This is a genomic window from Hymenobacter glaciei (genome assembly GCF_039539585.1).
Taxonomy (GTDB): Bacteria; Bacteroidota; Bacteroidia; order Cytophagales; family Hymenobacteraceae; genus Hymenobacter; species Hymenobacter glaciei.
In genome coordinates this window covers 42470-63376 of the sequence record NZ_BAABDK010000026.1, presented here as the reverse complement: position 1 = coordinate 63376, position 20907 = coordinate 42470, and the positions used below count along the sequence as shown (strand labels likewise).

Genomic DNA, 20907 nt, shown 5'->3' with positions numbered 1-20907 from the left:
CCATAAAAGGCCTGCGGCAACGGATGTCAAAATTACGGATTGTTGGCCGAAGGGCAAGCCGGAATGTTTGGCAGGATTCACCAGACGCGGGAAACCTCACCCCCGGCCCTTCTTCCCAAGAGAGGGGAGCCTGACGTAGAACCAGTTTAACATAGCTTCAGGCAGGACAACATGTTGGTAGTAAGGTGATAATTACGAATAAGAAAGCCCCGTCGGGGCGATACCCGTTCAACGAGTGCCGCCCCGACGGGGCTTTGGAAATCCGAAGAAGATTTAGTCGCTACCAATTTGCCGCCCCGCTAGGGCTACACGAGGATTTACGACGTTGGATTCTGATGAAGCGCAAGTATCTCAACGACTTCGCATAATGCGATTTTGCGGAATCCTTCTCTGAAATAGCCACGCACGCCCACCTTGATATGTTGGCTATGAAACGCCCGAAATGCTGGATTTGCGATGAACATATCGGCTAAACCCTGCTTGGGCATCGGTTGGCCTTCGGGCAGCACCTGGCCGGAATCAGAAATGAACTCCGGCCAAATCAAAAAGACTTGATTCGGTTTGCCAATTGTTTCGTCCTCGTACGAGAAATCCCAGCGAATATGCTGAAAATGTGACGTTTTTCTTCCCCCTTCTTCAGCACTGAAGAGACGGTAGCTTACTCTGAAATCTGGTGGCAGGTGTTCAGAATAGGAGGCCATAGCAGCAAACCAAACATTATTAAATCCGCTCGTCCTCGGCCGTTTCCTCCGTAGCCTCCACGCTGTTTTTCTCCACGATTTCGCGGGCCAGGTTGAGGTAGCTGATGGAGCCTTTGCTTTCGGCGTCGTGCAGGATGACGGGAATGCCGAAGCTGGGCGACTCGCTCAGTTTCACGTTGCGGGGGATGATGGTGTCGAAGGCCAGCTGCTGGAAGTGCATGCGGACTTCCTCCACCACTTGGTTGCTTAGGCGCAGGCGCACGTCGTACATCGTGAGCAGGATGCCTTCAATTTCGAGCTCAGTGTTGAGGCGGCTCTGAATGATTTTGATGGTATTCAAGAGCTTACCCAGACCTTCGAGGGCGAAATACTCGCACTGCACCGGGATGATAACCGAGTGCGCCGCCGTGAGGGCATTCACCGTGATGAGGCCGAGGGAGGGCGAACAGTCGATGATGATGAAGTCGTACTGCTCGGCGAGGGGGCGCAGGGCCTCCTTCATTTTCTCTTCGCGGTTGGGCAGGTTTATCATTTCCACCTCGGCGCCCACCAGGTCGATGTGGGAGGGCATGAGGTCTAGGTGGGGCAAAATGTTGGTGGGCACGATGATGTCTTGGGCATTGATGCCGTCGACCATGCATTCGTAGATGCTGTTCTGAATGTCCTTGGGGTCGTAGCCCACGCCCGAGGTGGCGTTGGCCTGGGGGTCGGCGTCGACGAGCAGGGTCCGGTAGTCCAGGGCGGCCAGGGAAGCCGCGAGGTTAATGGAGGTAGTGGTTTTGCCCACCCCGCCTTTCTGATTGGCTACCGCGATGATTTTTCCCATTGGAGTTAGTTGTCAGTTGTCAGTTGTTCGTTGTCAGTTGCTGGTTGTTCGGTCTCCATTGTCAGTTCCCGGGCCTTCTAAGCCACATCGACTAACTACTGACAACGAACAACTGGCGACTAATAACTAATAACTTTTGCCGTAGCATTGCACAAAGATACATTCTTTCCCTGTTCGCATGGCCCCTTTTTTGGCTCGTTGGGCTAGCTTATTGGCTAAACCTTTTGGATTCTGGGTACCGGCACTGGCGCTGGCCGGCTGCCACAACGCGGCCCAGCCGGCCGCCGACGAGCGCCGCGTGTTTCGGTACAACCAGCCCGAGGCGCTGTCCTCGCTCGACCCCGCTTTTGCCCGCAACCAAGCCAACTCCTGGGCGGTATCGCAGCTGTTCAATGGGTTGATGGAGCTGGATTCGACCCTGTTGCCGGTGCCCGCGCTGGCCCGGCGCTACACGATTTCGCCCGATGGGCGGACGTACACGTTTGTGCTGCGGCCGGGCGTGCGGTTTCACGACAGCAACGTTTTTGCGGGTGGCCAGGGCCGGGAGGTGAAGGCCCAAGATTTTGTCTATTCCTTCAAGCGCATTCTGGATGCGGCCACGGCCAGCTCGGGCGGCTGGATTTTTCGGGGCAAGGTGCTGGAGAAGCCCGACGGCAGCATCAGCGACACGGCGTTTGTGGCGGCTAATGACTCGACGCTGCGCATTCACTTAAAGGAACCATTCATTCCGTTTCTGGGCATTCTCACGATGCCGTATGCTTACGTGGTGCCGCATGAGGCCGTGGAGAAATATGGGAAGGACTTCCGCGAGCACCCGGTGGGCACGGGACCGTTCCGGTTCAAGCTCTGGGATGAAGGCAACGTGCTGCTCTACGAGCGCAACCCCGACTACTGGCGCGCTGACCGGCAGGGCCGCCCGCTACCGTATCTGGATGCGGTGGCCGTGAGCTTTCTGCCCGACCGCAAAACCGAGTTTCTGACTTTCATGCAGGGCAAGCTGGATTTCCTGTCGGGCATCCGGGCCGGCTCGCGCGACCTTATAATGCACCCCGACGGCACCATTCGGGCCGATTTCAAGGGCAAGTTCACGGTGCAGAAAGCGCCGTACCTGAACACCGAGTACCTGGGCTTTCAGCTCGACTCGGCGAATCTGATTGGCGAACAGGCCATACAGGGGCGGGCATTGCGCGACAAGCGCGTGCGCCAGGCCCTGAACTATGCCCTCAACAAGCCCGAAATGCTGACTTACCTGCTGAACCGGGTGGGCCATGCGGGCACGTCGGGCTTCGTGCCCACGGCACTACCCTCGTTCTCCGAAAAGGAAGTGCCCGGCTACAGCTACCAGCCCCAGAAGGCCCGCCAGCTGCTGCGCGCCGCTGGCTACGGCCCACAGCACCCGCTGCGGCTGCGGTTGAGCACCGTGCTGGAACGCAAGGAGATAGGCGAGTACTTGCAGAAGCAGTGGGCCGATGTGGGTGCGCAGGTACAAATTGACATCAACCAATCGGCGGCGCAGCAGGATTTGGTGGACAACGGCCGGGTGGCCTTCTTCGCCAAGAGCTGGCTGGGCGACTACCCCGATGCCGAAAACTACCTGGCCCTGTTCTACAGCCCCAATTTCAGCCCCGCCGGCCCCGACAAAACCCACTTCAAAAGTGCGGCCTACGACAAGCTCTACGACGAAGCCCGCCGCACCCAGGACGTGGCCAAGCGCACGGCCCTTTACCAGGCCATGGACCGGATTGTGGTGGAAGAGTCGCCCGTCATCAGCCTGTACTACGATGAAGTGGTGCGCCTGACGCAGAACAATGTGCGCGGCCTCCGCCCAAATCCGATGAACCAACTGCTGCTGGAGCGCGTGCGTAAGGAGTAGCAATTCCCTTATCTCAACTAAACTAAACGAAACCAACCAATGCGGTATCTGCGAATTGTGCTGGCGGCAGTGGCGCTGGCCTGGGCCGGAGCCGAAGGCGTACACGCGCAAGCCCCGAGCGCAACCTCTGCGGCCGCCCCGTTGGGTATTGGCCAAACGTTTACCTTGGAATCCCAAGCGCTGGGTGAGAAGCGGCGCATCAACGTGTACCTGCCGACAGCTTATACCGACTCGGCCACGGTGCGGCTGCCGGTGCTGTACATGCCCGACGGGGGCATTGCCGAAGATTTCCTGCACGTTGCGGGCCTCATGCAAGTGCTGACGGGCAACGGCACGATGCGGCCCTTTATTCTGGTTGGCATCGAAAACACCCAGCGCCGGCGCGACCTGACCGGCCCCACTACAGTCGCCGAGGATAAAAAGATTGCCCCGAAAGTGGGCGGTTCGGCCGCGTACCGGCAGTTTATCCGCGAAGAGCTGATGCCGCAGGTGAAGCAGCGCTACCGCACCACGGCCGAAACGGCCATTGTGGGCGAGTCGTTGGCCGGCTTATTCGTAGTTGAAACGCTGGTTCTCGAGCCCAAACTGTTCAATACTTATATCGCCTTCGACCCCAGCCTGTGGTGGAATAACGGGCAACTAGCTGCGCAGGGCATCAAGCTGGTGGGCGCCGCTGGCCGCCCGGCAACCACTGTCTATCTGGCCACCAGCAGCCAGGGCGAGCTAAAAACCACGCGCCAGCTGGTGGAAGCGGGCGGCACCGAAGTAGCCCGCACCGGGGCCTGGCACTACGAGCCAATGCCGGAGGAAACGCACGCCACTATTTATCATCCGGCGGCGCTTCGGGCCTTCCGGGCGGTTTTCAAGCCGCAAGCCAAAGGCAAGCGGTAGGGTGGGTTGCGCCTGGGAATCAGCTTATTTCTCCGCACCATTCACTTGGGCTAATTGGTCGAACTGCGTGCTGAGGTAGGTGAAATAGGTTTTCACGTTTTCGGGAATGTTGGCCTCGGCCTTTACCTTCCGCAAGCTGCCGTCGGGCTGGCGGATGGCGACGATGGTGCTGGGCATATCCGTCGCGCCGCTCAAATATTCCTTCTCGAACGTTTCGAAATGGGCCTCCCGGCTCAGACGTAGCATTTCGGCTACGGTAGCAGCGGGTAGTTTCAGGCTACGCTTGCCCATGAGCGGCACCGCGTGGCGGCCGTCGTAATCCACGCGGCCGTCGGCGTACACCTGCATGCTGTAGGCGGGGCAGGTACCAAAGCAGGGCGTGCGCTCGAAGGTGAGGACCGGACCCGCGGTGGCCGGTACGGCGGCTTTAGGACGAGTTACCGTCTTTTTACTGGCCTTCTTGGCCTTTATCTTCTTGGTGGGCGCGTGCTGGGCCGCGGCTGGCAGCGCGCTGCTAAAACAGAAGAAGCTGAGCAGCAAAAGGGTGAAAAAGCGCATGACAAGAGGGCTGAGGTGAGCGTGAAAGTAGGCTCACAAAAAACCGGCAATACGAAAACCGTGCCTGCGGTTTCGGTATTGCCGGTTTTGTAGCGCGGAGCGTTTGCTCCGCGACTTGCTGCAACGAATGACAAGCCATTGAGCTAAACGCGAAGCAAAGGCTCCGCGCTACGACTTCTTGCGGGCCTGAGCTTTGGCCTGCGCCTCGCGCTCCTGCGCGGCTTTCATGGCTTCGGCGATGCGGCCCTGAATGCCACCGGGCTTCTTGTCCTTGTTTTTGATTTTGTTGGCGTCGAGCTGGGCGCGGATTTTCGTGTCGTCCACGAACGCCTTGGTGGCGGCCTGCTGCGCGAAAGTGATGACGTTCGAGACGAAGTAGTACCAGGTGAGGCCCGCCGCGAAGCTGTTCAGCACGAACAGAAATATGATGGGCATCAAGTAGCTGTAGGTCTTCATTGGGCCCTGCATGGCCGTATTGGTCTGGTTGCTCTGCCAGGTCATGAGCAGGGTGGAGGCCGTCATCATCAGCGTGAACATGGAGACGTGGTCGCCGTACCATTTCACGTAGAAGGGCAGTTTGATGAACACATCGTAGCTGCTCAAATCCTTGGCCCACAAAAAGCTTTCCTGGCGCAGCTCGATGGCGTTGGGGAAGAACTGAAACAGGGCGAACAGAATCGGCAGCGTCAGCAGGGTGGGTATGCAGCCGCCTAGCGGGCTTACCCCGAATTCCTGGTACAGCTTCATGGTTTCCTGCTGCACCTTGGTGGCGTCGTCGCCGTACTTTTCTTTCAGGGCGTCAATTTCCGGCTTCAGCACTTTCATGCGGGCTTGGCTCTCGTAGCTTTTGTAGGTGAGCGGCCAGGTTACCAGCTTGATAAGCAGCACCAGCAGCGCGATGATAACGCCGTAGGACGAGATGAACTGCTCCAGGAAGTGGAACACCGGCAGCACGATAAAGCGGTTTATCCACCGGAGTGGGCCATAGCCCAAGAACACGTTGCGGTCGAACTCGGGCGCCACGGCCTTGAGCACGTTGAAGGCGTTCGGGCCAAAGTAGAAACGGTACTGGCCGCGGCCCTGTTCCACCTCTGCCACCGGAATGGTCAGCGTCGAACTCAGGGTCTTGATAGTAGTCGAATCACCCAGGTTTACGTTGGCGTTGAAGGCGCCGCCCGCGAAGGGCTGCTGGTCGGCGATGAGGCCGGCCACGAAGAAGTCGTGCTTATGGGCGGCCCATTTCACCGGACCGATGGCTTTGTATTCTTCGGGTGTTTCGCTAGCTTCGGACAGCGAGCCCTGGTCGCCGGCGGCCGGGTAGTAGTTGATGGTGGTGTGGTTGCGGTTCTGCTTGAGGTCCTGCTCGGTCTGGCGCACCTGGTCCACAAACGTGAAGGTGAGCGGCTCCTGCGCCACGGTGCGTTCCAGGCCCAGCAGGCGCAGGTCGTACTTCAGCTCGAAGCTGTTGGCGGGCAGCGAGTAGGTTTGCACAATGCTGCCCCCGGCCACCGGAGCACTGAACGTGAGCACTGACCCACCGGCGGACTGCGACGGCACGGCCTGAAAGTTCAAGTCCGAAAACTTGATGGTTTTACCATCCACAGTCCGGAATTTGGTGTCCATGCGGGCGCTTTTGGCGTCGAATATATCGAGCGGCTGGCCGAAGAACGTCTTGTATTTGTTCATCCGCACGGCCGTGACGCGGCCGCCGCGGGTCGAGAAGGTGACGGTGATGTTTTCGTTGGCGAGGGTTAGGTCCTTGGCCGGGCCGGCTGTGGTGTCGAGGGCGGTTTCCGGGGCCAGGGCCGTGAGAGCGGCAGGCGTTGCGCCAGCCGGGGCATTGGCAACAGCTGTGGTTGCGGGCGGAGTTTTGCCGGCGGCTTTTTCATCTGGCTTCTTCGGGCTGAAGAAGAACAGGTACACGAGGAGCAAGGCCGAAATAAGGAACAGGCCGGTTGCTGAATTTCTATCCATTAGTAAAAAAGGTTGCGAAGGGGCAAAGGTACAGAGGGACGCTGCGCTTAATGAAGAATGAGGAATTAAGAATGCAGTCGCCTGTCATCCTGAGCCCAGCGAGGGACCTTATCGCGTTGGCATGGTTTCCCATTACAGCAAACTGTTCTTCGGTGGTAAGGTCCTTCGCTGGGCTCAGGATGACAGGCGACTGCATTAAGCTGCCGCCGACTACCCCTTGCGGTGCTGGATGGCGGCCCGCACAAACCGCACAAACAGCGGGTGGGGCTGCTCCACGGTGCTTTTCAGCTCGGGGTGGAACTGGCCGGCTACAAACCAGGGGTGCGTGGGCAACTCAATCACTTCGACCAGACCAGTCTCCGGGTTCGTGCCGGTGGCTTGCAGGCCGGAATCCTCGAACTGTTTCAGGTACTGGTTGTTGAATTCGTAGCGGTGGCGGTGGCGCTCGCTGATGTGGTTCCGGGCGTAGGCTTTGGCGGCTTTCGAGCCGCGGCGCAGGTCGCAGGCGTAGGCCCCGAGGCGCATGGTGCCTCCTTTCAGCGTCACGTTTTTCTGCTCTTCCATCATGGCCACCACGGGGTTGGGCGTGAGGGCATCCATCTCGGTGGAGTTGGCATCGAGCAGGCCCAGCACGTTGCGGGCATATTCCACCACGGCCACCTGCATGCCCAGGCAAATGCCGAAGAACGGGATGTTGTGCTCCCGGACGTAGCGCACGGCCACAATTTTGCCCTCAAAGCCGCGCTCGCCGAAGCCTGGGGCCACCAGCACGCCGTCGCAGCCGTGGAGCAGGCCGGCAATGTTGTCGGGCGTGATGTTGTCGGACTGAATGCTGCGCACCGTCACCTTGCACTCGTTCTGGGCACCGGCGTGCACGAAGGCTTCGTTGATGGATTTGTAAGCATCGGGCAGCTCCACGTATTTGCCCACAAGGGCAATGGTCACTTCCTCGGTCGGGTTTTTCAGCTTGCCGAGAAAGTCTTTCCAGGCCTCCAAATCGGGCTGCAGCGTGCCGCCGGTTAGTCGCAGGCGCTTGATTACCCGCTCATCGAGGCCCTCTTTGCGCATCAGCAACGGCACCGAGTAGATGCTGTCGGCATCGAGGCTTTCGATAACCGAGTTGATTTTTACGTTGCAGAACAGCGCGATTTTGCGGCGCATCTCGGCCGGCATGGGGTGCTCGGTGCGGCATACCAGGATGTCGGGCTGCAGGCCGGCTTCGCGCAGGTCGCGCACCGAGTGTTGGGTGGGCTTGGTCTTGAGCTCGCCGGCGGCCTTCAGATAGGGCACCAGCGTGAGGTGAATGACCAGCGAGTCGGCATCGGGCAGTTCCCAGCGGAGCTGGCGCACGGCCTCCACGAAGGGCAGGCTCTCGATGTCGCCGATGCAGCCGCCGATTTCGGTGATGACCACGTCGAACTGGCCGTTCTGGCCCAGCAGCAGCATGCGCCGCTTGATTTCGTCGGTGATGTGGGGGACCACCTGCACCGTTTTGCCGAGGAAGGCACCTTCGCGCTCGCGCCGGATGACGTGGTCGTAGATACGGCCGGTGGTGACGTTGTTGGCCTGCGAAGTCGGCGTGTTCAGGAACCGCTCGTAGTGGCCGAGGTCGAGGTCGGTTTCGGCCCCGTCGTCGGTCACGTAGCACTCGCCGTGCTCGTACGGGTTCAGCGTACCGGGGTCGATGTTGATGTAGGGGTCGAACTTCTGGATGGTGACTCGGAACCCGCGGGCCTGCAAAAGCTTGGCCAGCGAGGCGGAAATAATTCCTTTGCCGAGTGAAGAAGTGACGCCGCCGGTAACGAAAATGTATTTCGCTGCCGACGCGCTGGGGGAGGGGTTTGAGCGTTCGGGCATGACGGGAGTCAAAAGTATGGTACCCGAATTTGGCATGCCGGAAAATCTGAACAGTGCGGGCCATTCAACGCGGCGAAAGCAGTGGCGCTGAACAAGTAAATACGTGTAAAAACTATTGAGAAAGCGTACATGTATCAATGGCCCATTTCGGCAACCACCTCGTTCCCGCCCGGGCCTGCGCCCGAAGCACTACTAGCAATCGCGCCTGCTTACGGCCCTGTTACTCATGCCCTTCCTCGGGGTGCTTTATCTGGTGCTGTTCGGCTGGCCCCAGCGCCCAACAGTGAGCTAGCAGCTGTGGCGTCGGTAAGCGGTTGCGCCCAAGCGGCGGGTTCTGGAGCAGCGCGGGACCTGGTGCCGCGACAGGGGACGTATTGTTTTACAAGCGGGTACAGCGCAGTGCTGGTCAGTTAGCACCGAGACGAAATCCTGCCTCGTGCAATGCCGGTGGCCGGCTGATTTGTGAGCCGGACCGAGGAGAGCAGTCAGGGTTGTGCGGATAGGCTTGACCTGGATTTAGGAATATAAATGCGGCATTATTCGTTTATTGCGGTTGATTTTTCCTGGTTTCCACATTTTTCGCTTCACATGAGTCTTTACTATCAGCCTTCCAATAAAATGCCGCTTGGGGGCATACTGCTTTTTTTACTGGGTGGCGTGTTGGCTTCCGCCGTACTCGCATTCATCTACATCTACGCCATCTGGTACATTCCTTTCGTCTACATCAACGTCTTTATCTGCCTGGGTTTTGGGTTGGTATTGGGGGGCATCCTGTTGATGCTGGCGCGCGCGGGCAAGCTGCGCAGCCCGGCGGGTGCGGGCCTGCTGGGCTTGCTGGTGGGCCTGGCCGCCGTGTACCTCGAGTGGAGTGTCTACCTCACCCTTCTGCTCAATTCCGAAACCACCGGCACCGGGCGCAGTGCCGATACCAGCACCTCGTTCAGCAAGAGCATGTTTGTTGATGTTTTCACCCACCCGGCCGCGATGTGGGAGGCCATTGGCAAAATCAACGAAACCGGCACCTGGTCGCTGAAGGGAGCAACCGCTTCGGGGGGATTTCTGTGGTTTGTTTGGGTTGTTGAGCTGCTTATCATCCTCGGCGGGGCTTACCTGCTGGCCCGGGCGCAGGCCGATGAGCCTTTCTCGGAACTCACCAACGAGTGGGCCGATGAGGAGACGCTGGCGCATCCCGTTACCTATGCCCACGACATTGGCCAAACCCGTACCGCCCTCGAATCCGGCCAGTTTCAGGCCCTTGCGCCTCATGTGGCGGAGTCTGGGGTGGCGCCCTTCGCCCGCCTTAAGCTGCACCGCGTGGCCAACGACCCCGGCTGCCAATTCCTGACCCTCGAGAACGTGACCCCCAAAGTCGACGACAAAGGCAAAGCCTCGGAATCGACGGACTCAGTGGTGGAGCACCTGATTATTTCGGCCGGCACTTACGACGACCTGAAGCAGCGCTTCGGCACCGCCCCAGCTCCCAGTGCCACCGCGCCGCGCGAGACCGCGACCGTAGAATAATGAGTTTGGACTGCCGCTGGTCTGTCCTGCAAACCCGCTGAGCGTTTTGCCCCGGGCGACTCTACTTCGCGAGGAGCGTGGCCAGGGCTGCCGCTTCGGTTTCCAGCGCTTCGGCCTGCAGGCGCAGCAGATGGTGCTGGGCCGCGTCGTCGGGGGTAAAGGCATCGGCGCACTGCTGCGCGAGCAGGCGTGGGTAGCTAAAGCGAGCCCAGTCACTGGCCGCGTCGCTGGGCAGGGCGGGGTCGGAGACGGCGGGCGGTAGGGTGGCCAGCAGCGCGGGCAGGGCCTGCTGCCAGCGGTAGGCCACGGTGGCCCGCTGGTTGAGGGCGTGCAGCTCGTAGCGCAGGTTGGAGGCGCGCCACACGCAGTAGTCGCGGCGGGCATCAAGCGGGCCGGCGGCGGGTGCGGCGGGCAGGGCCGGTGGTGGCGTGGGCAGCGCGAGCACGGTAAGCCGCGCCGATTCGGGCAATAAAGCCAGCAAAGGAGCCGCGCTCGTGCACGGCCCGGCTCATCGAGCGCCGGTTGGCCTCGAGGTTGGCCAGCAGGCTGCGGCTGATGCCCAGAAAGCCGGCCAGCTCCTGCTGCTGCAAGCCCAGGTACCGCCGCAGAATAGCCAGGCGCGAGTCGGGGAAGTTAGAAGGACGAGCCACGAAGGAGAACGGCTAAGCGTGAAACATATTTGCGTTGTTTTGTCAAATATGTTTCAACTGGTAAGGTCTCTGATTAGGGCTCGGTAACGGCCCAGCCGCACCGGGCTGGCTGGTTATCCAAATCTGCTACTTCGCATTGGATGCCCAACGGCTTGAGCGTCTCCCGCATCTTTTCCAACAGGTCCTGGCGGCGCATTGCGGCGGCTTTTCTCGTTTCTTCGGCCACCCCAGTTCCGTTTGCTGCGTAAGTTGCGCCCGATGCTACGCCCGTTCTATTTCCTGCTGCTCGCTTTGGGCATTACCCAGTTATCGGCCTGCGCCCAGTCGGCCACCGACAAGCCGGCAACCGTGCCCGTGGCCGTGCGGCCCGGTCAAACCCTACCCTGGCTCGACTCGCTGCTTACGGCTTCGCCCATTCTGCGCCAGCACCAGGTGGGCATGAGCCTGGCCTACGCCGACAGCGCCCAACCCTTCTACGGCTACCAGGAAACCAAATATTTCACGCCGGCCAGCAACATGAAGCTGTTCAGCCTCTACGCCGGCTTGCACCTGCTGGGCGATTCGCTGCCCAGCCTGCGCTACTTCAGCCGCCGCGATACGCTGTTTTTTCAGGGCACCGGCGACCCCACGCTGCTGCACGGCGACGTGCCCAGCCGCCGGGCCTACAGCTTCCTGCTGAACCGGCCCGAAAAGGCATTGGCCTACTGCGACATTGCTTCCGTTGCGCCCTTTGGCCCGGGCTGGACCTGGGATGACTACGGCTACTACTTCCAGCCCGAGCGCAGTGCTTTCCCCATTTTTGGCAACACCGTGCGCTTTTATGCCGCGCCACCCGCGCCGGTGCGGGCCGGCACCCGGCCAGTGGTGGCGCCGCAATCACGCATTCGGGTGCTGCCACGCTTCTTTGCGCCGCTGGTAGGGCCGGCCCCGGCCGACCTGCGTACGCCTGGCCTCGACCCCGACACGCACATTATCCGGGCTCTGCACGAAAACCGCTTTTACGTGCTGCCCACCGGTAAAAAGTGGGTCGATGAAACGCCGTTTATGACCAGCCGCGGGCTGATGCTGCGGCTGCTGGGCGACACCCTGCGCCGGGCCACGAGCAGCGCCGCGTGGCGGCCCCGGCCCGCGCTGGGAGACTCCGTTCGGACGCTGTACGGGCTGCGGGTTGATTCGCTTTACCGCCGCATGCTGCGCGTGAGCGACAACTTTCTGGCCGAGCAGCTGCTGCTGATGTGCAGCACCAAAATCGGCTACCGCGACTCGCTCAGTACCGGCCGCGTGATTCGCTACGCCCGCAAAAACCTGCTCGGTACCCTGCCCGACCCGGTGTTGTGGGCCGACGGCTCGGGCCTGTCGCGCCTCAACCTCGTTACCCCGCGTACTCTCACAGGCCTGCTACTCAAGCTGCACCAGGAACTGCCCGAGCGCCGCTTGCTGAGCCTACTGGCGGCCGGTGGGGGCCAGGGCACCCTGCGCAAGCGCTACCACGACGTTGCTGGCCCCTGGGTGTGGGGCAAAACCGGCACCCTCAGCAACAACCTGAACGTGTGCGGCTACCTGCGCACCAAAAGCGGGCGCTTGGTGGCCTTCACCTTCATGAACAACAACCACGTGGCCGAAAGCGGTACCATGCGCAACGAAGTGGAGCGGGTGCTGGCCCAGGTGCGGGCCCGGCTGTAGGCACGCCGGCCCAGAATGCGTAGTCCGAAGCGAACTTTGGGCTTTTGCATGGGCTGCTGCATCGTTTTGGTTCTCCGCTTTAGAGCCTATCCGAAAAATGCCCAGCCCGCAAAAAGGCCGTCATGCTGAGCTTGTCGAAGCATCTCTACCGCTTCGTTGAACGGCGCTGACGAAGCGGTAGAGATGCTTCGACAAGCTCAGCATGACGTTCAATTTATTTTTCGGATAGACTCTAATCTCCCATCGCAATGGCTCACCTACTGGATAACCCGGCTTGGAACGCGCTGATTTCGGGCAACCGGCACTTGGCCCACGGCACGGAGCAGGTGAAACTATTTGCCGCGGACGTGTCGCCCTTTGTAGGCTTCGAAACGCCCGGCCGCCCGGCTTTTGAAGCGCTGCATGCCTTGGTGCCGGCCGAACGCCGACTGGGCGTGATGAGCCCCGGGGCGCTGGAAATTCCGCCCCAGTGGCAGGTGCTACAACACCTGCAGGTGTACCAAATGGTGCAGGAGCAACCCGACGGAGGCCCGTTGAGAGAACTGGTGCTGGTTCCGCTGGGGCCGGAGCATGTGCCTGCGATGCTGGCCCTCACCAAACGGATGAACCCCGGCCCATTTTTCAGCAATACCATTGCCTTTGGACATTACCAGGGGATTTTCGATGGCGACGAGCTGGTGGCGATGGCCGGCCAGCGCCTGCACGCCGAACCGTTTGCCGAGATAAGCGCCGTATGCACCCACCCCGACTATTTTGGGCGCGGCTACGCCAGCCACCTGATGCGGTATCAGGCGCAGCGCATTTGGGCGGGGGGCGGAATTCCATTCCTCCACGTGCGAACCGATAACGCCACGGCCGTAAAAGTTTATCAGGCGCAGGGCTTTACGATTCTGAGAGAAATGAGCATTTGCATCATGCAACCGCGCCCGGAATAGCGTGGCCCGGCTCCCGGCTGGCGGCGGGCGGAGGTTGCTGCCCCTCGCCCGGTAGCCCTAGGTACGGCCCGACTGCCTACATCATGTGCTGCTGTCCGGAATGGCTGGAATAGAAGGAGCGGAGCCAGCTTTGTTGGAGGTTGATGCGGAATCCTGCGGAATTCTAACTGCTATAGTAGCTGCTTCAGCGTGGCTTATTTGCGTTGGCGGTAGCAACAAGCGAACGAAAAATCCTGTATCTTCTTGGTCAGGCACCCGCCGCGCCGAGAGCTGAAAAGTGGCGTCAGAACTATAGCGCTGGCCACAGGGGAAGCTCATCCGACAAAACACCAATTTAGACCGGTGAATGATAAGCTTTCCGTTGAAAGTCTAATAGATACGCTTCAAAAGGCATTTAAGAAAGTCTTATTATGACTTCGAATTGAAAAAATATTCAACGTGGAATTGACCTGGCCGAACGAGAGCATAGCTGGATTGAACGAAAAAAAGAAAGAATTGCAAGCACCTCGGGCGAGCTTTGTATCATTAAATGGGCCAGCATGGGGTTGGCCACCACCGATACTATTCTTTCTGTTTTAAGGTACATGTTAACCCTCGTTTCTTTAGCCGCTCGCTCGTTTCGCTTGACCTTGTTAGGGCTGTTGCCCGTTGCCGCGCTGGCGCAGGCGCCCACCATCAGCAACTTAACGCCATCCACCGCTGCGCCCGGAGCCACGGTTACCATTACCGGCACCAACCTGACCGGCTTTACCGCGGTGATGCTCAACGGCCAGGAAGTGCGCGCCACGGCGGGGGCTACGCCGGCTACTACGGCTACTTTCATCGTGCCCGCGGCGTCTGGTACGGGCCGGGTGCGGCTGACAACCCCTGCCGGCACGGCCCTGAGCGGGTTCAAGTTGGGCGTAACCCGCGCTTCCTCAAGCAAAAATTACGGCCTGGTGAGCAACAACGCCACCGGCGCCACAGCCACTGGTGGCTATTCGACGCCGGTAGCGTCAGACCTCGACAAAGACGGCCGGCTTGAAATGCTGGTGGGCCAGGGCGACGGCACCATGATATGCTATGAGCAGGCGAGTGCCAACGGCGCTTTCAGCCCCACGGGCACGCTGATTACCTTCGCGACGGGTGGGGCCACTGTCGATGTGGGCAACTTTGCCAAGCCGATGGTGAGCGACCTCGACGGCGACGGCTTGCAGGAAATCATCGTAGGCGAAGAACTCGGCAAGGTGCTGGTGTACGAGCAGGCCACCAGCACGGGGGGCAGTGCCTTCAAAGTGGGCGCGGCCACCACCCTGTTTGCTAACCCATATGGTGTTCCCACGTCGGCCGCGCCCAACGGCGGTTCCTACGCCAAGCCAACGGTGGGCGACCTCGACAGCGACGGCCTGATTGACATTCTGGTGGGCAGCAACAACGGCCTGCTGATTCGCTACGAGCAACTCGCCGCAGGCAACGCCACTGCGGCCGGCTTCAGCATCCCTACTACCGTCAAAATGGCCGATGGCACGAACCTGGATGCCGGCGCCGTGAGCAAGCCGCTCATTACCGACTACGACGGCGATGGCAAGCTCGACATGCTCGTGGGCAACTTGGCGGGCAACGTGCTGCTCTATACGCAGACGGCCGTCAACGCCCTCACCTTTAGCTTTGTTCAGAACCTGAGCACGGGCGGTACCGATGCCTCGGTCATCAACATGGGCAACACGGGTACCAACCCAAGCAGCAGCGGTGGCTATGCCGCCCCGGCCGTGACCGACTACGACGGCGACGGCTTGCTGGACCTTTTCCTGGGCAACGGCACCGGCACCGTGTACCGCTACGAGCAGGCTGTTTCCGCTACCTCGCCCGTCGTTACCGCGCCGCTGCCGGTGGTGCTCACGTCCTTCACCGCTCAGGCAACGGCAACCGGCAACCGCCTGAGCTGGGCCACGGCCCAGGAGGTCAACAGCGCCCGCTTCGTGGTGGAAGCCTCGGCTACCGGCGAAACCTTCGCTGCAATTGCCACGCTGGCCGCCGCCGGCAACACCACTTCGCTCAGTACCTACGGCTTTGTCGATGCTTCCGAAACAGCCCTGTCCGCCAGCCGCCGCTACTACCGCCTGCGTCAGGAGGACCTCGACGGCAAGGTGAACTACTCGCCCGTGGTGAGCGTGAGCCGGGCTGCTGCTGCCAGCACCGCCAGCAAGACGGAGGCTTACCCCAACCCCTTCGCCGACCGCCTCGCCGTGGCCCTGCCCGGCCAAGCCGAGCCCCAGGCCACTACGGTAACCCTGCTGAACCTGGCCGGCCGCCCGGTATTCAGCACCACGCTCAGCCTGAGCGCCGCGCCCCAGGCTCTGACGGCCCTGCCCGAGCTGCCCGCCGGCGTCTACATCCTGCGCGTAGCAACGGCCACCGGCAGCACCAGCCAGAAAGTGGTGCGCCAGTAGTCGGCACCGCTTATAAATTGCAGCGGCCCCGGTTTCCACGCTTAGTGGAAGCCGGGGCCGCTGCAATTTTCGGGGGGCAGGATGTATTGCTAGAAGGCTAACTCTTCGGCGCCATCGTGAGGGGTTTCGAACAAGTCGGGCTGAGCCTGGTGTAGCATGGTATACTGCCGGGGAGTGAGAAAAATGAGCCCTTCGCCGTCAAGGCAGGCGTAAAACTCGCCCGGACCGTGCTGCTCGCGCAGGGCGCGGTTTATCAGGTCAGTGGCTTCCGAATCCATCCAGTCGCTTTTCACTTGTAGTCGGGCCCGGTAAGCTTTCCTGCCGAGGGTGAAGCCAAAAAGGACCGTGGGCGTAGAGGGGTAAGTGAGGCCGAATTCATCAAGCACCTGCGTGGGGACAAAGCCGCCGCGCGACAGGGCCGCCAGCTCTCGCGTAAGCGCGGCATAAGGCGTGGGCGGAATGGCCGTTTCCCCGTCGGAGACATATAGCATGCGCGGAAAGGCCGTCAGTATTTCAGCAAGACTGGTTTTCTGACCGGCCAGGGCTTTGCGCCGGCCTGCGGCGATTTCGGCTGCCGACAGGTGTGCGAACAGGCCCAACTGCTGATAAGTGGCGAGTAGGTGCTCAATGCCGGACGAGCTGAACCGATTATCGTGCGATTCCTGCGACAGTAAGGAGCCGTTGGTGCCCCACAGCTGGCGCTGGCCTTCGGTTAGGGCCAGCAGCCCCAGTCGCTCGCTGCCATATACCGAGCGCGCATCGGGCGTATGAGCTTGGTAGAGGCGCAGGGGCGACTGCTGGTCGGCCAGCCACTGGTTGATGCTCCGATGAAATTCCGAAGCCACTTGCGCCCCTTCGGTGGTGTCGAGGGCAGCACCGTCGCGGAAATATGCTTGCCAGAATGTGTTCCTATAGGTCCGGCCGTTGGCCTCGAACCGGATGGTGACATCCTGCCGGGTAAGGGTGGGGCGCTCGACTTGCTCGTGGGTTGTGACGCTCAGGCCGGAATACCGAAAATCTGGCAGGAGCATCTGTACCCGCTGAAACAGCACCGGATAAAGCGCCTGCGGCTGACGCGGCAACTGATGCAGTCCGATTATGCAGCCCCGCTCGCAGTAGCCAACCGCCTCGAAAAGGCTTGTTACTTGGCTAAGCGGGGTTTCGCGAGCAAGCCGCTGCCGTTGGGTGGCGCTCAACTGGTGGGTTTGCTCCAGTTTCCGAAGCCACTGCTGCTGCTGGGCCTGGTCTTGCGCGCTGGTTTCGCGGCGTTGCATAACAGTAGCGGCCGCTGCGCAAACCATGAACTCGGTCAAGTTCGGGCTGGTGTGTAATTGTTTTTGCAGCTCATCGTATGTGGCTTGGTCCAGCAGGCCAACGGCCAGCAGGTCGTGGGCGGTGCGCGTGCGGGTCTTGCCCCACACGCTACGCCGCTCACTAATCCAGTGGTGCAGCCCTGTGCTCGTCAATGGTCCGCCAAGGGGTGGATAAATGGTCCAGCCACCTGTGGGCAGCGAATCTTCGGCCGGAATGGCATCCTCAATTCTGCAGCGGGCGGGCAGCTGTTCGTATCGGTGGCGCAGCATGGCGGCCGTATCGCCAGCATACTGCTGCAGCTCGTCGGTAAACTTTTGCTGCACGGCCTGTTGCTGTTTGGAGTCGGCCGCTTCGCCGGCAATAAACAAGTCACTGCTTTCCAGCGTGGGCATGCGGTACATCATTTCCGTCTGAAAGGCCTCGGCGCAGAAATTCAGGATGGAAGCCCGGTTGGTACCGAAAATTTCCTGCCGCATGCCGGTAAACGGGTCCGTACGAGTAAGCTTCAGTTCGTTCTGTTGCATGCGGCGCAGCAACTCGTCGCGGCCCGCGGCCGTGAGCATACTCGCTTGGTACAGCCGGTCAGCAAAATTGATTTGCGCCTTCATGTCGTGCCGATTACAGAACCGAATGGCCAGTGCCAGAAGCAAGGCCAGCCCAACGATTACGAATGCTTTCATGGGTAGCCTTGCCGCAACTGATGACACCGATTTTTACCCTAGTACAGCACCCGGAACTTGATGGTATGCTCTACCTCGCGCAGCGCCTGAATCACCTCCTGGTCGTACTCGCGGTTGATGTCCGTAATCACGTAGCCGATGTGCTCGTTGGTTTTCAGGTACTGGCCCAGGATGTTGACGTGGTGCTGCGCCAGCACGTTGTTGATTTTGGCCAGCACGCCGGGCACGTTGGCGTGGATGTGGATGAGCCGGTGGGCCTGCTGCGTGGGCAGCTGAATGTTGGGGAAATTGACCGACTGCTGCGTGTTGCCGGTGTTGATGTACTGCATAATGCGCTCGGGCACAAACTCGGCGATGTTGCGCTGGGCCTCGGCCGTGCTGCCGCCAATGTGGGGCGTGAGGAGCACGTTGGGCAGGCCGCGCAGCTCGTTTTCGAAGCTCTCGTTGTTGGTTTTGGGCTCGTACGGGAATACATCTACCGCCGCGCCGCCGAGGTGGCCCGAGCGCAGGGAGGCCGCCAGCGCGGGCACGTCCACCACATGGCCACGGGCGTTGTTGATGAACAGCGCGCCCTTTTTCATCCGGGCAAATTCCTTTTCGCCGAAGAAGTTCTCGTTCTCGGGGCGGCCATCGATGTGCAGCGTCACCACATCGGCCTGCTCCAGCAGCTCATTGAGCGCGCGGGCCTTCACGGCGTTGCCGAGCTGCAGCTTTTCTGCCATGTCGTAGTACATCACCTTCATGCCCACGGCCTCGGCCACCACCGACAGCTGCGAGCCGATGTTGCCGTAGCCCACAATGCCGAGGGTTTTGCCCCGAATCTCAAACGAGCCGCTGGCCGACTTGTCCCATTCGCCGGCGTGCATTCTGGGGTTCTTTTCCGGGATGCGGCGGGCCAGCACAATCAGCTCGGCCAGGGTGAGCTCGACCACCGAGCGCGTGTTCGAAAACGGCGCGTTGAACACCGCTACGCCCTTTTTCATGGCGGCCGTGAGGTCAATCTGGTTGGTGCCGATGCAGAACGCGCCGATGCCGATGAGCCGGTTGGCGGCGTCGAGCACCGCTTGCGTTACCTGGGTTTTCGAGCGGATGCCCAGCAGGCTCACGCCCTCAATACGCTGGATGAGCTCGGCCTCGTCGAGGGCACCGCGTACTTCCTCCACCTGGTAGCCTTCCTGGCGGAATAGCTCGGCGGCGCGGGCATCCGGGCTTTCCAGCAGCAGGACTTTGATACGGTTCTTGGGGTATGATAAAGTCATGGGAAGTCTTAGTTGGTACAAAAACTCGTCGAAAGTCGGCAGCACTTCGTCAGCGTGGGCCACCACCGTGGGGCGGCTAACGTTCTCGGTGTAAGCGTAGAAGCGGTGGGCCAGGCCAGCTTCGCGGATTTGGTAGTCGGTATACCCATCGCCGAGCACATAAACCGGTCCGTCCAAATCGAGCAATACCAGCTGGCGAATTTTGCCGCCGTCGCGGCTCAGCACGTTGTCGGGGTCGCAACCGGTGATATTCCCAGCCTCGTCGAAGGTGAAGGTATTGGCCAGCACGTGGTCGGGCGTGATGCCGAACTCGGCCACCACCGGCTCGATAAATTCGCGGAAGCCGCTGCTCACCACGTAAATGCGGTCGGCAAATTGCCGGAAGAAATTGCTGTTGCGCTGGATGCTCTCGCTCACCTTGGTTTTGAGGCGGGCGATGAGCGGGGCAAGGTGCCGTTGGTTGGCCCCTAGCAGCGCCAGCCGCTTGGCCAGCGACTCCTGGAAGCCGATTTCGCCGGCCATGCCCTGGTCGGTGAGGGCCTTTATCTGGCCGACTACCTTGGCCTGGTCGGGGTGGCCTTGCAGGGCAATGTCGGCCAATTCGTCCAGCCCTTCGACCTGGGTAAAGGTGCTGTCGAAATCGAAAACGAGGTAGGGCAGGGACGCGGCGGCAATGGGCATGAGCGCAAAGATGCGCCCGGTAGTACCTTGGCGCGGCATTATTTAATCAAGTATTTTTATGAAAGGGGTGGGCCTGCTGCTCGCGTTGCTGCTCAGTACTTCGGCTGCGAAGCCGCCGGCGGTGCGCGTCACGTTCAGCCCGCTGACGAAGGCGGCGTACCTGGGGGCGAAGAAAGCGGCGGTTTCAACCAAGCCAGTCATGACGTTTCCGCTGAAGAAGGTGCGGGGGCGCATTGTGATTCCGACCAGCAAAGGGCCGAAGGTGTTTCAGGATAAAGGCGTGGGTACCGATGAGGTGGAGCAGGCGCAGTACGAGTATGCGGGTTACCTGCCACAGTTTGGGTACCACGTTATAATAGGGCACTTCTGGGAGCGCACCAATTGGTTATTGCTGGGGCCCGGCGGCGCACCGCTGGCGCTGTACGGTGAACCGCTGTATTCGCCCGACTTGAAGCATTTTGTGGTCAGTGCAGCCGGAATTGAGAATGGGACTTACCCCAATGAAGTACGCTTGTTTGGCTTTGTAAACGGGCGCTGGCAGCAGGTCTGGAAAATAGAGCCCTCGGTGGAGCCGATGACTTGGGAGCCGGATGGAGTTCAGTGGCTTTCCAACTCAACGCTGCTGTTGAAAAAGAAGATGTGGACCGGCAAGAACCCTGGCAACACCTTCACATATTCCAAAATGACGATTCAATAGTTCGAAAAATTCTCATGCCCCAGCGCCTGATTTTCGTGTACAATGCCAACAGCGGCCCCTTGGCTGGCCTGAAGGATATGTTCCACAAAATCCTTTCGCCTGGCACCTACTCGTGCTCGCTGTGCGCCGTCACCTACGGCGCAACTTCGATGCAGCCGGAGTGGCGCGCGTTTATTAAGTCGCTGCCCGTGCCGGTGGAATTTCTGCACCGTGACGAATTTATTCGGGATTACCCGCAGTGGCGCACCCACCCGCTGCCGGCTGCTTTTTCTCTGAATCAGACGGGGGAGCTCACGCCCTTTATTGAGGCGCCGGAGCTGGACGCGGCCGACCTGAACGGGCTGATGGAACTGGTGCAGCAGCGGCTGTAAGGCAGCG

The 20907-nt window shown here is 60.5% G+C and carries 17 protein-coding genes; 8 read left to right on the top strand and 9 right to left on the bottom strand.

Annotation, left to right across the window (positions count from 1 at the left end):
* Nucleotides 1-317: 317 nt before the first annotated feature.
* Both ABD837_RS17220 and ABD837_RS17215 read right to left on the bottom strand, forming a co-directional pair.
* The gene (locus ABD837_RS17220) at nucleotides 318-701 is read right to left on the bottom strand and encodes a hypothetical protein (protein ID WP_345056941.1); all 384 of its coding nucleotides are present in this window, start codon (nucleotides 699-701) and stop codon (nucleotides 318-320) included.
* Between the two features lie 19 nt (nucleotides 702-720).
* On the bottom strand, nucleotides 721-1527 hold the full coding sequence (locus ABD837_RS17215; RefSeq protein ID WP_345056939.1) for a ParA family protein: 807 nt from the start codon (nucleotides 1525-1527) through the stop codon (nucleotides 721-723).
* Nucleotides 1528-1705: 178 nt separating this feature from the next.
* On the opposite strand from ABD837_RS17215, the gene ABD837_RS17210 reads away from it, so the two are divergent.
* Together ABD837_RS17210 and ABD837_RS17205 are read left to right on the top strand one after the other, a co-directional pair.
* Complete coding sequence (locus ABD837_RS17210; protein ID WP_345056937.1) at nucleotides 1706-3400, top strand: ABC transporter substrate-binding protein; 1695 nt, start codon at nucleotides 1706-1708, stop codon at nucleotides 3398-3400.
* A gap of 39 nt (nucleotides 3401-3439) precedes the next feature.
* Nucleotides 3440-4291: an alpha/beta hydrolase gene (locus tag ABD837_RS17205; protein WP_345056935.1), complete on the top strand. Its 852-nt coding sequence runs from the start codon at nucleotides 3440-3442 to the stop codon at nucleotides 4289-4291.
* Nucleotides 4292-4315: 24 nt separating this feature from the next.
* Here the strand turns inward: ABD837_RS17205 and ABD837_RS17200 are convergent, their stop codons facing one another.
* From ABD837_RS17200 to pyrG, 3 genes are all read right to left on the bottom strand, one after another.
* The gene (locus tag ABD837_RS17200; RefSeq protein ID WP_345056933.1) at nucleotides 4316-4849 is read right to left on the bottom strand and encodes a DUF6438 domain-containing protein; all 534 of its coding nucleotides are present in this window, start codon (nucleotides 4847-4849) and stop codon (nucleotides 4316-4318) included.
* A gap of 168 nt (nucleotides 4850-5017) precedes the next feature.
* Entirely contained in the window at nucleotides 5018-6823 is a 1806-nt protein-coding gene (gene yidC, locus ABD837_RS17195; RefSeq protein ID WP_345056931.1) for a membrane protein insertase YidC, read from the bottom strand.
* A 210-nt stretch (nucleotides 6824-7033) separates the two neighbouring features.
* Nucleotides 7034-8680, bottom strand: a complete 1647-nt coding sequence (gene pyrG, locus ABD837_RS17190) for a CTP synthase (protein WP_345056928.1) — start codon at nucleotides 8678-8680, stop codon at nucleotides 7034-7036.
* A gap of 588 nt (nucleotides 8681-9268) precedes the next feature.
* Here pyrG and ABD837_RS17185 point away from each other — a divergent pair.
* Nucleotides 9269-10201, top strand: coding sequence for a hypothetical protein (locus ABD837_RS17185; protein WP_345056926.1), 933 nt, complete (start codon nucleotides 9269-9271; stop codon nucleotides 10199-10201).
* A 61-nt stretch (nucleotides 10202-10262) separates the two neighbouring features.
* Here the strand turns inward: ABD837_RS17185 and ABD837_RS17180 are convergent, their stop codons facing one another.
* Both ABD837_RS17180 and ABD837_RS17175 read right to left on the bottom strand, forming a co-directional pair.
* On the bottom strand, nucleotides 10263-10646 hold the full coding sequence (locus ABD837_RS17180) for a hypothetical protein (protein ID WP_345056923.1): 384 nt from the start codon (nucleotides 10644-10646) through the stop codon (nucleotides 10263-10265).
* Nucleotides 10585-10851, bottom strand: coding sequence for a helix-turn-helix domain-containing protein (locus ABD837_RS17175; RefSeq protein WP_345056921.1), 267 nt, complete (start codon nucleotides 10849-10851; stop codon nucleotides 10585-10587). The genes ABD837_RS17180 and ABD837_RS17175 overlap by 62 nt, the downstream gene beginning before the upstream one ends.
* A gap of 258 nt (nucleotides 10852-11109) precedes the next feature.
* On the opposite strand from ABD837_RS17175, the gene ABD837_RS17170 reads away from it, so the two are divergent.
* The 3 genes from ABD837_RS17170 to ABD837_RS17160 all read left to right on the top strand — a co-directional run bounded on the left by ABD837_RS17170 (nucleotide 11110) and on the right by ABD837_RS17160 (nucleotide 15898).
* A complete protein-coding gene (locus tag ABD837_RS17170) occupies nucleotides 11110-12534 on the top strand; it encodes a D-alanyl-D-alanine carboxypeptidase/D-alanyl-D-alanine-endopeptidase (RefSeq protein WP_345056920.1) in 1425 nt (474 codons plus the stop codon).
* Nucleotides 12535-12782: 248 nt separating this feature from the next.
* Nucleotides 12783-13469, top strand: a complete 687-nt coding sequence (locus ABD837_RS17165; protein WP_345056919.1) for a GNAT family N-acetyltransferase — start codon at nucleotides 12783-12785, stop codon at nucleotides 13467-13469.
* Between the two features lie 584 nt (nucleotides 13470-14053).
* Nucleotides 14054-15898 (top strand): T9SS type A sorting domain-containing protein, encoded by a 1845-nt coding sequence (locus ABD837_RS17160; RefSeq protein ID WP_345056917.1) that lies wholly within the window; start codon nucleotides 14054-14056, stop codon nucleotides 15896-15898.
* An 89-nt stretch (nucleotides 15899-15987) separates the two neighbouring features.
* Here ABD837_RS17160 and ABD837_RS17155 read toward each other — a convergent pair whose 3' ends face one another.
* Both ABD837_RS17155 and serA read right to left on the bottom strand, forming a co-directional pair.
* Nucleotides 15988-17892, bottom strand: a complete 1905-nt coding sequence (locus tag ABD837_RS17155) for a hypothetical protein (protein WP_345056914.1) — start codon at nucleotides 17890-17892, stop codon at nucleotides 15988-15990.
* Between the two features lie 38 nt (nucleotides 17893-17930).
* Nucleotides 17931-19832, bottom strand: coding sequence for a phosphoglycerate dehydrogenase (serA, locus tag ABD837_RS17150; protein WP_345056912.1), 1902 nt, complete (start codon nucleotides 19830-19832; stop codon nucleotides 17931-17933).
* Between the two features lie 58 nt (nucleotides 19833-19890).
* Between serA and ABD837_RS17145 the strand changes: the two genes are divergently transcribed.
* Both ABD837_RS17145 and ABD837_RS17140 read left to right on the top strand, forming a co-directional pair.
* On the top strand, nucleotides 19891-20529 hold the full coding sequence (locus ABD837_RS17145; protein ID WP_345056910.1) for a hypothetical protein: 639 nt from the start codon (nucleotides 19891-19893) through the stop codon (nucleotides 20527-20529).
* 14 nt (nucleotides 20530-20543) lie between these two features.
* A complete protein-coding gene (locus tag ABD837_RS17140; RefSeq protein WP_345056908.1) occupies nucleotides 20544-20900 on the top strand; it encodes a hypothetical protein in 357 nt (118 codons plus the stop codon).
* Nucleotides 20901-20907 lie beyond the last annotated feature (7 nt).

Excerpts from the sequence above, each read along its gene's own strand:
- pyrG (WP_345056928.1), bottom strand. The coding sequence starts at position 8,680 with ATGCCCGAACGCTCAAACCCCTCCCCCAGCGCGTCGGCAGCGAAATAC.
- ABD837_RS17170 (WP_345056920.1), top strand. The coding sequence starts at position 11,110 with ATGCTACGCCCGTTCTATTTCCTGCTGCTCGCTTTGGGCATTACCCAG.
- yidC (WP_345056931.1), bottom strand. The coding sequence starts at position 6,823 with ATGGATAGAAATTCAGCAACCGGCCTGTTCCTTATTTCGGCCTTGCTC.
- ABD837_RS17145 (WP_345056910.1), top strand. The coding sequence starts at position 19,891 with ATGAAAGGGGTGGGCCTGCTGCTCGCGTTGCTGCTCAGTACTTCGGCT.
- ABD837_RS17210 (WP_345056937.1), top strand. The coding sequence starts at position 1,706 with ATGGCCCCTTTTTTGGCTCGTTGGGCTAGCTTATTGGCTAAACCTTTT.
- ABD837_RS17200 (WP_345056933.1), bottom strand. The coding sequence starts at position 4,849 with ATGCGCTTTTTCACCCTTTTGCTGCTCAGCTTCTTCTGTTTTAGCAGC.
- ABD837_RS17220 (WP_345056941.1), bottom strand. The coding sequence starts at position 701 with ATGGCCTCCTATTCTGAACACCTGCCACCAGATTTCAGAGTAAGCTAC.
- ABD837_RS17165 (WP_345056919.1), top strand. The coding sequence starts at position 12,783 with ATGGCTCACCTACTGGATAACCCGGCTTGGAACGCGCTGATTTCGGGC.
- ABD837_RS17205 (WP_345056935.1), top strand. The coding sequence starts at position 3,440 with ATGCGGTATCTGCGAATTGTGCTGGCGGCAGTGGCGCTGGCCTGGGCC.
- ABD837_RS17155 (WP_345056914.1), bottom strand. The coding sequence starts at position 17,892 with ATGAAAGCATTCGTAATCGTTGGGCTGGCCTTGCTTCTGGCACTGGCC.
- ABD837_RS17140 (WP_345056908.1), top strand. The coding sequence starts at position 20,544 with ATGCCCCAGCGCCTGATTTTCGTGTACAATGCCAACAGCGGCCCCTTG.
- ABD837_RS17185 (WP_345056926.1), top strand. The coding sequence starts at position 9,269 with ATGAGTCTTTACTATCAGCCTTCCAATAAAATGCCGCTTGGGGGCATA.
- serA (WP_345056912.1), bottom strand. The coding sequence starts at position 19,832 with ATGCCCATTGCCGCCGCGTCCCTGCCCTACCTCGTTTTCGATTTCGAC.
- ABD837_RS17215 (WP_345056939.1), bottom strand. The coding sequence starts at position 1,527 with ATGGGAAAAATCATCGCGGTAGCCAATCAGAAAGGCGGGGTGGGCAAA.
- ABD837_RS17160 (WP_345056917.1), top strand. The coding sequence starts at position 14,054 with ATGTTAACCCTCGTTTCTTTAGCCGCTCGCTCGTTTCGCTTGACCTTG.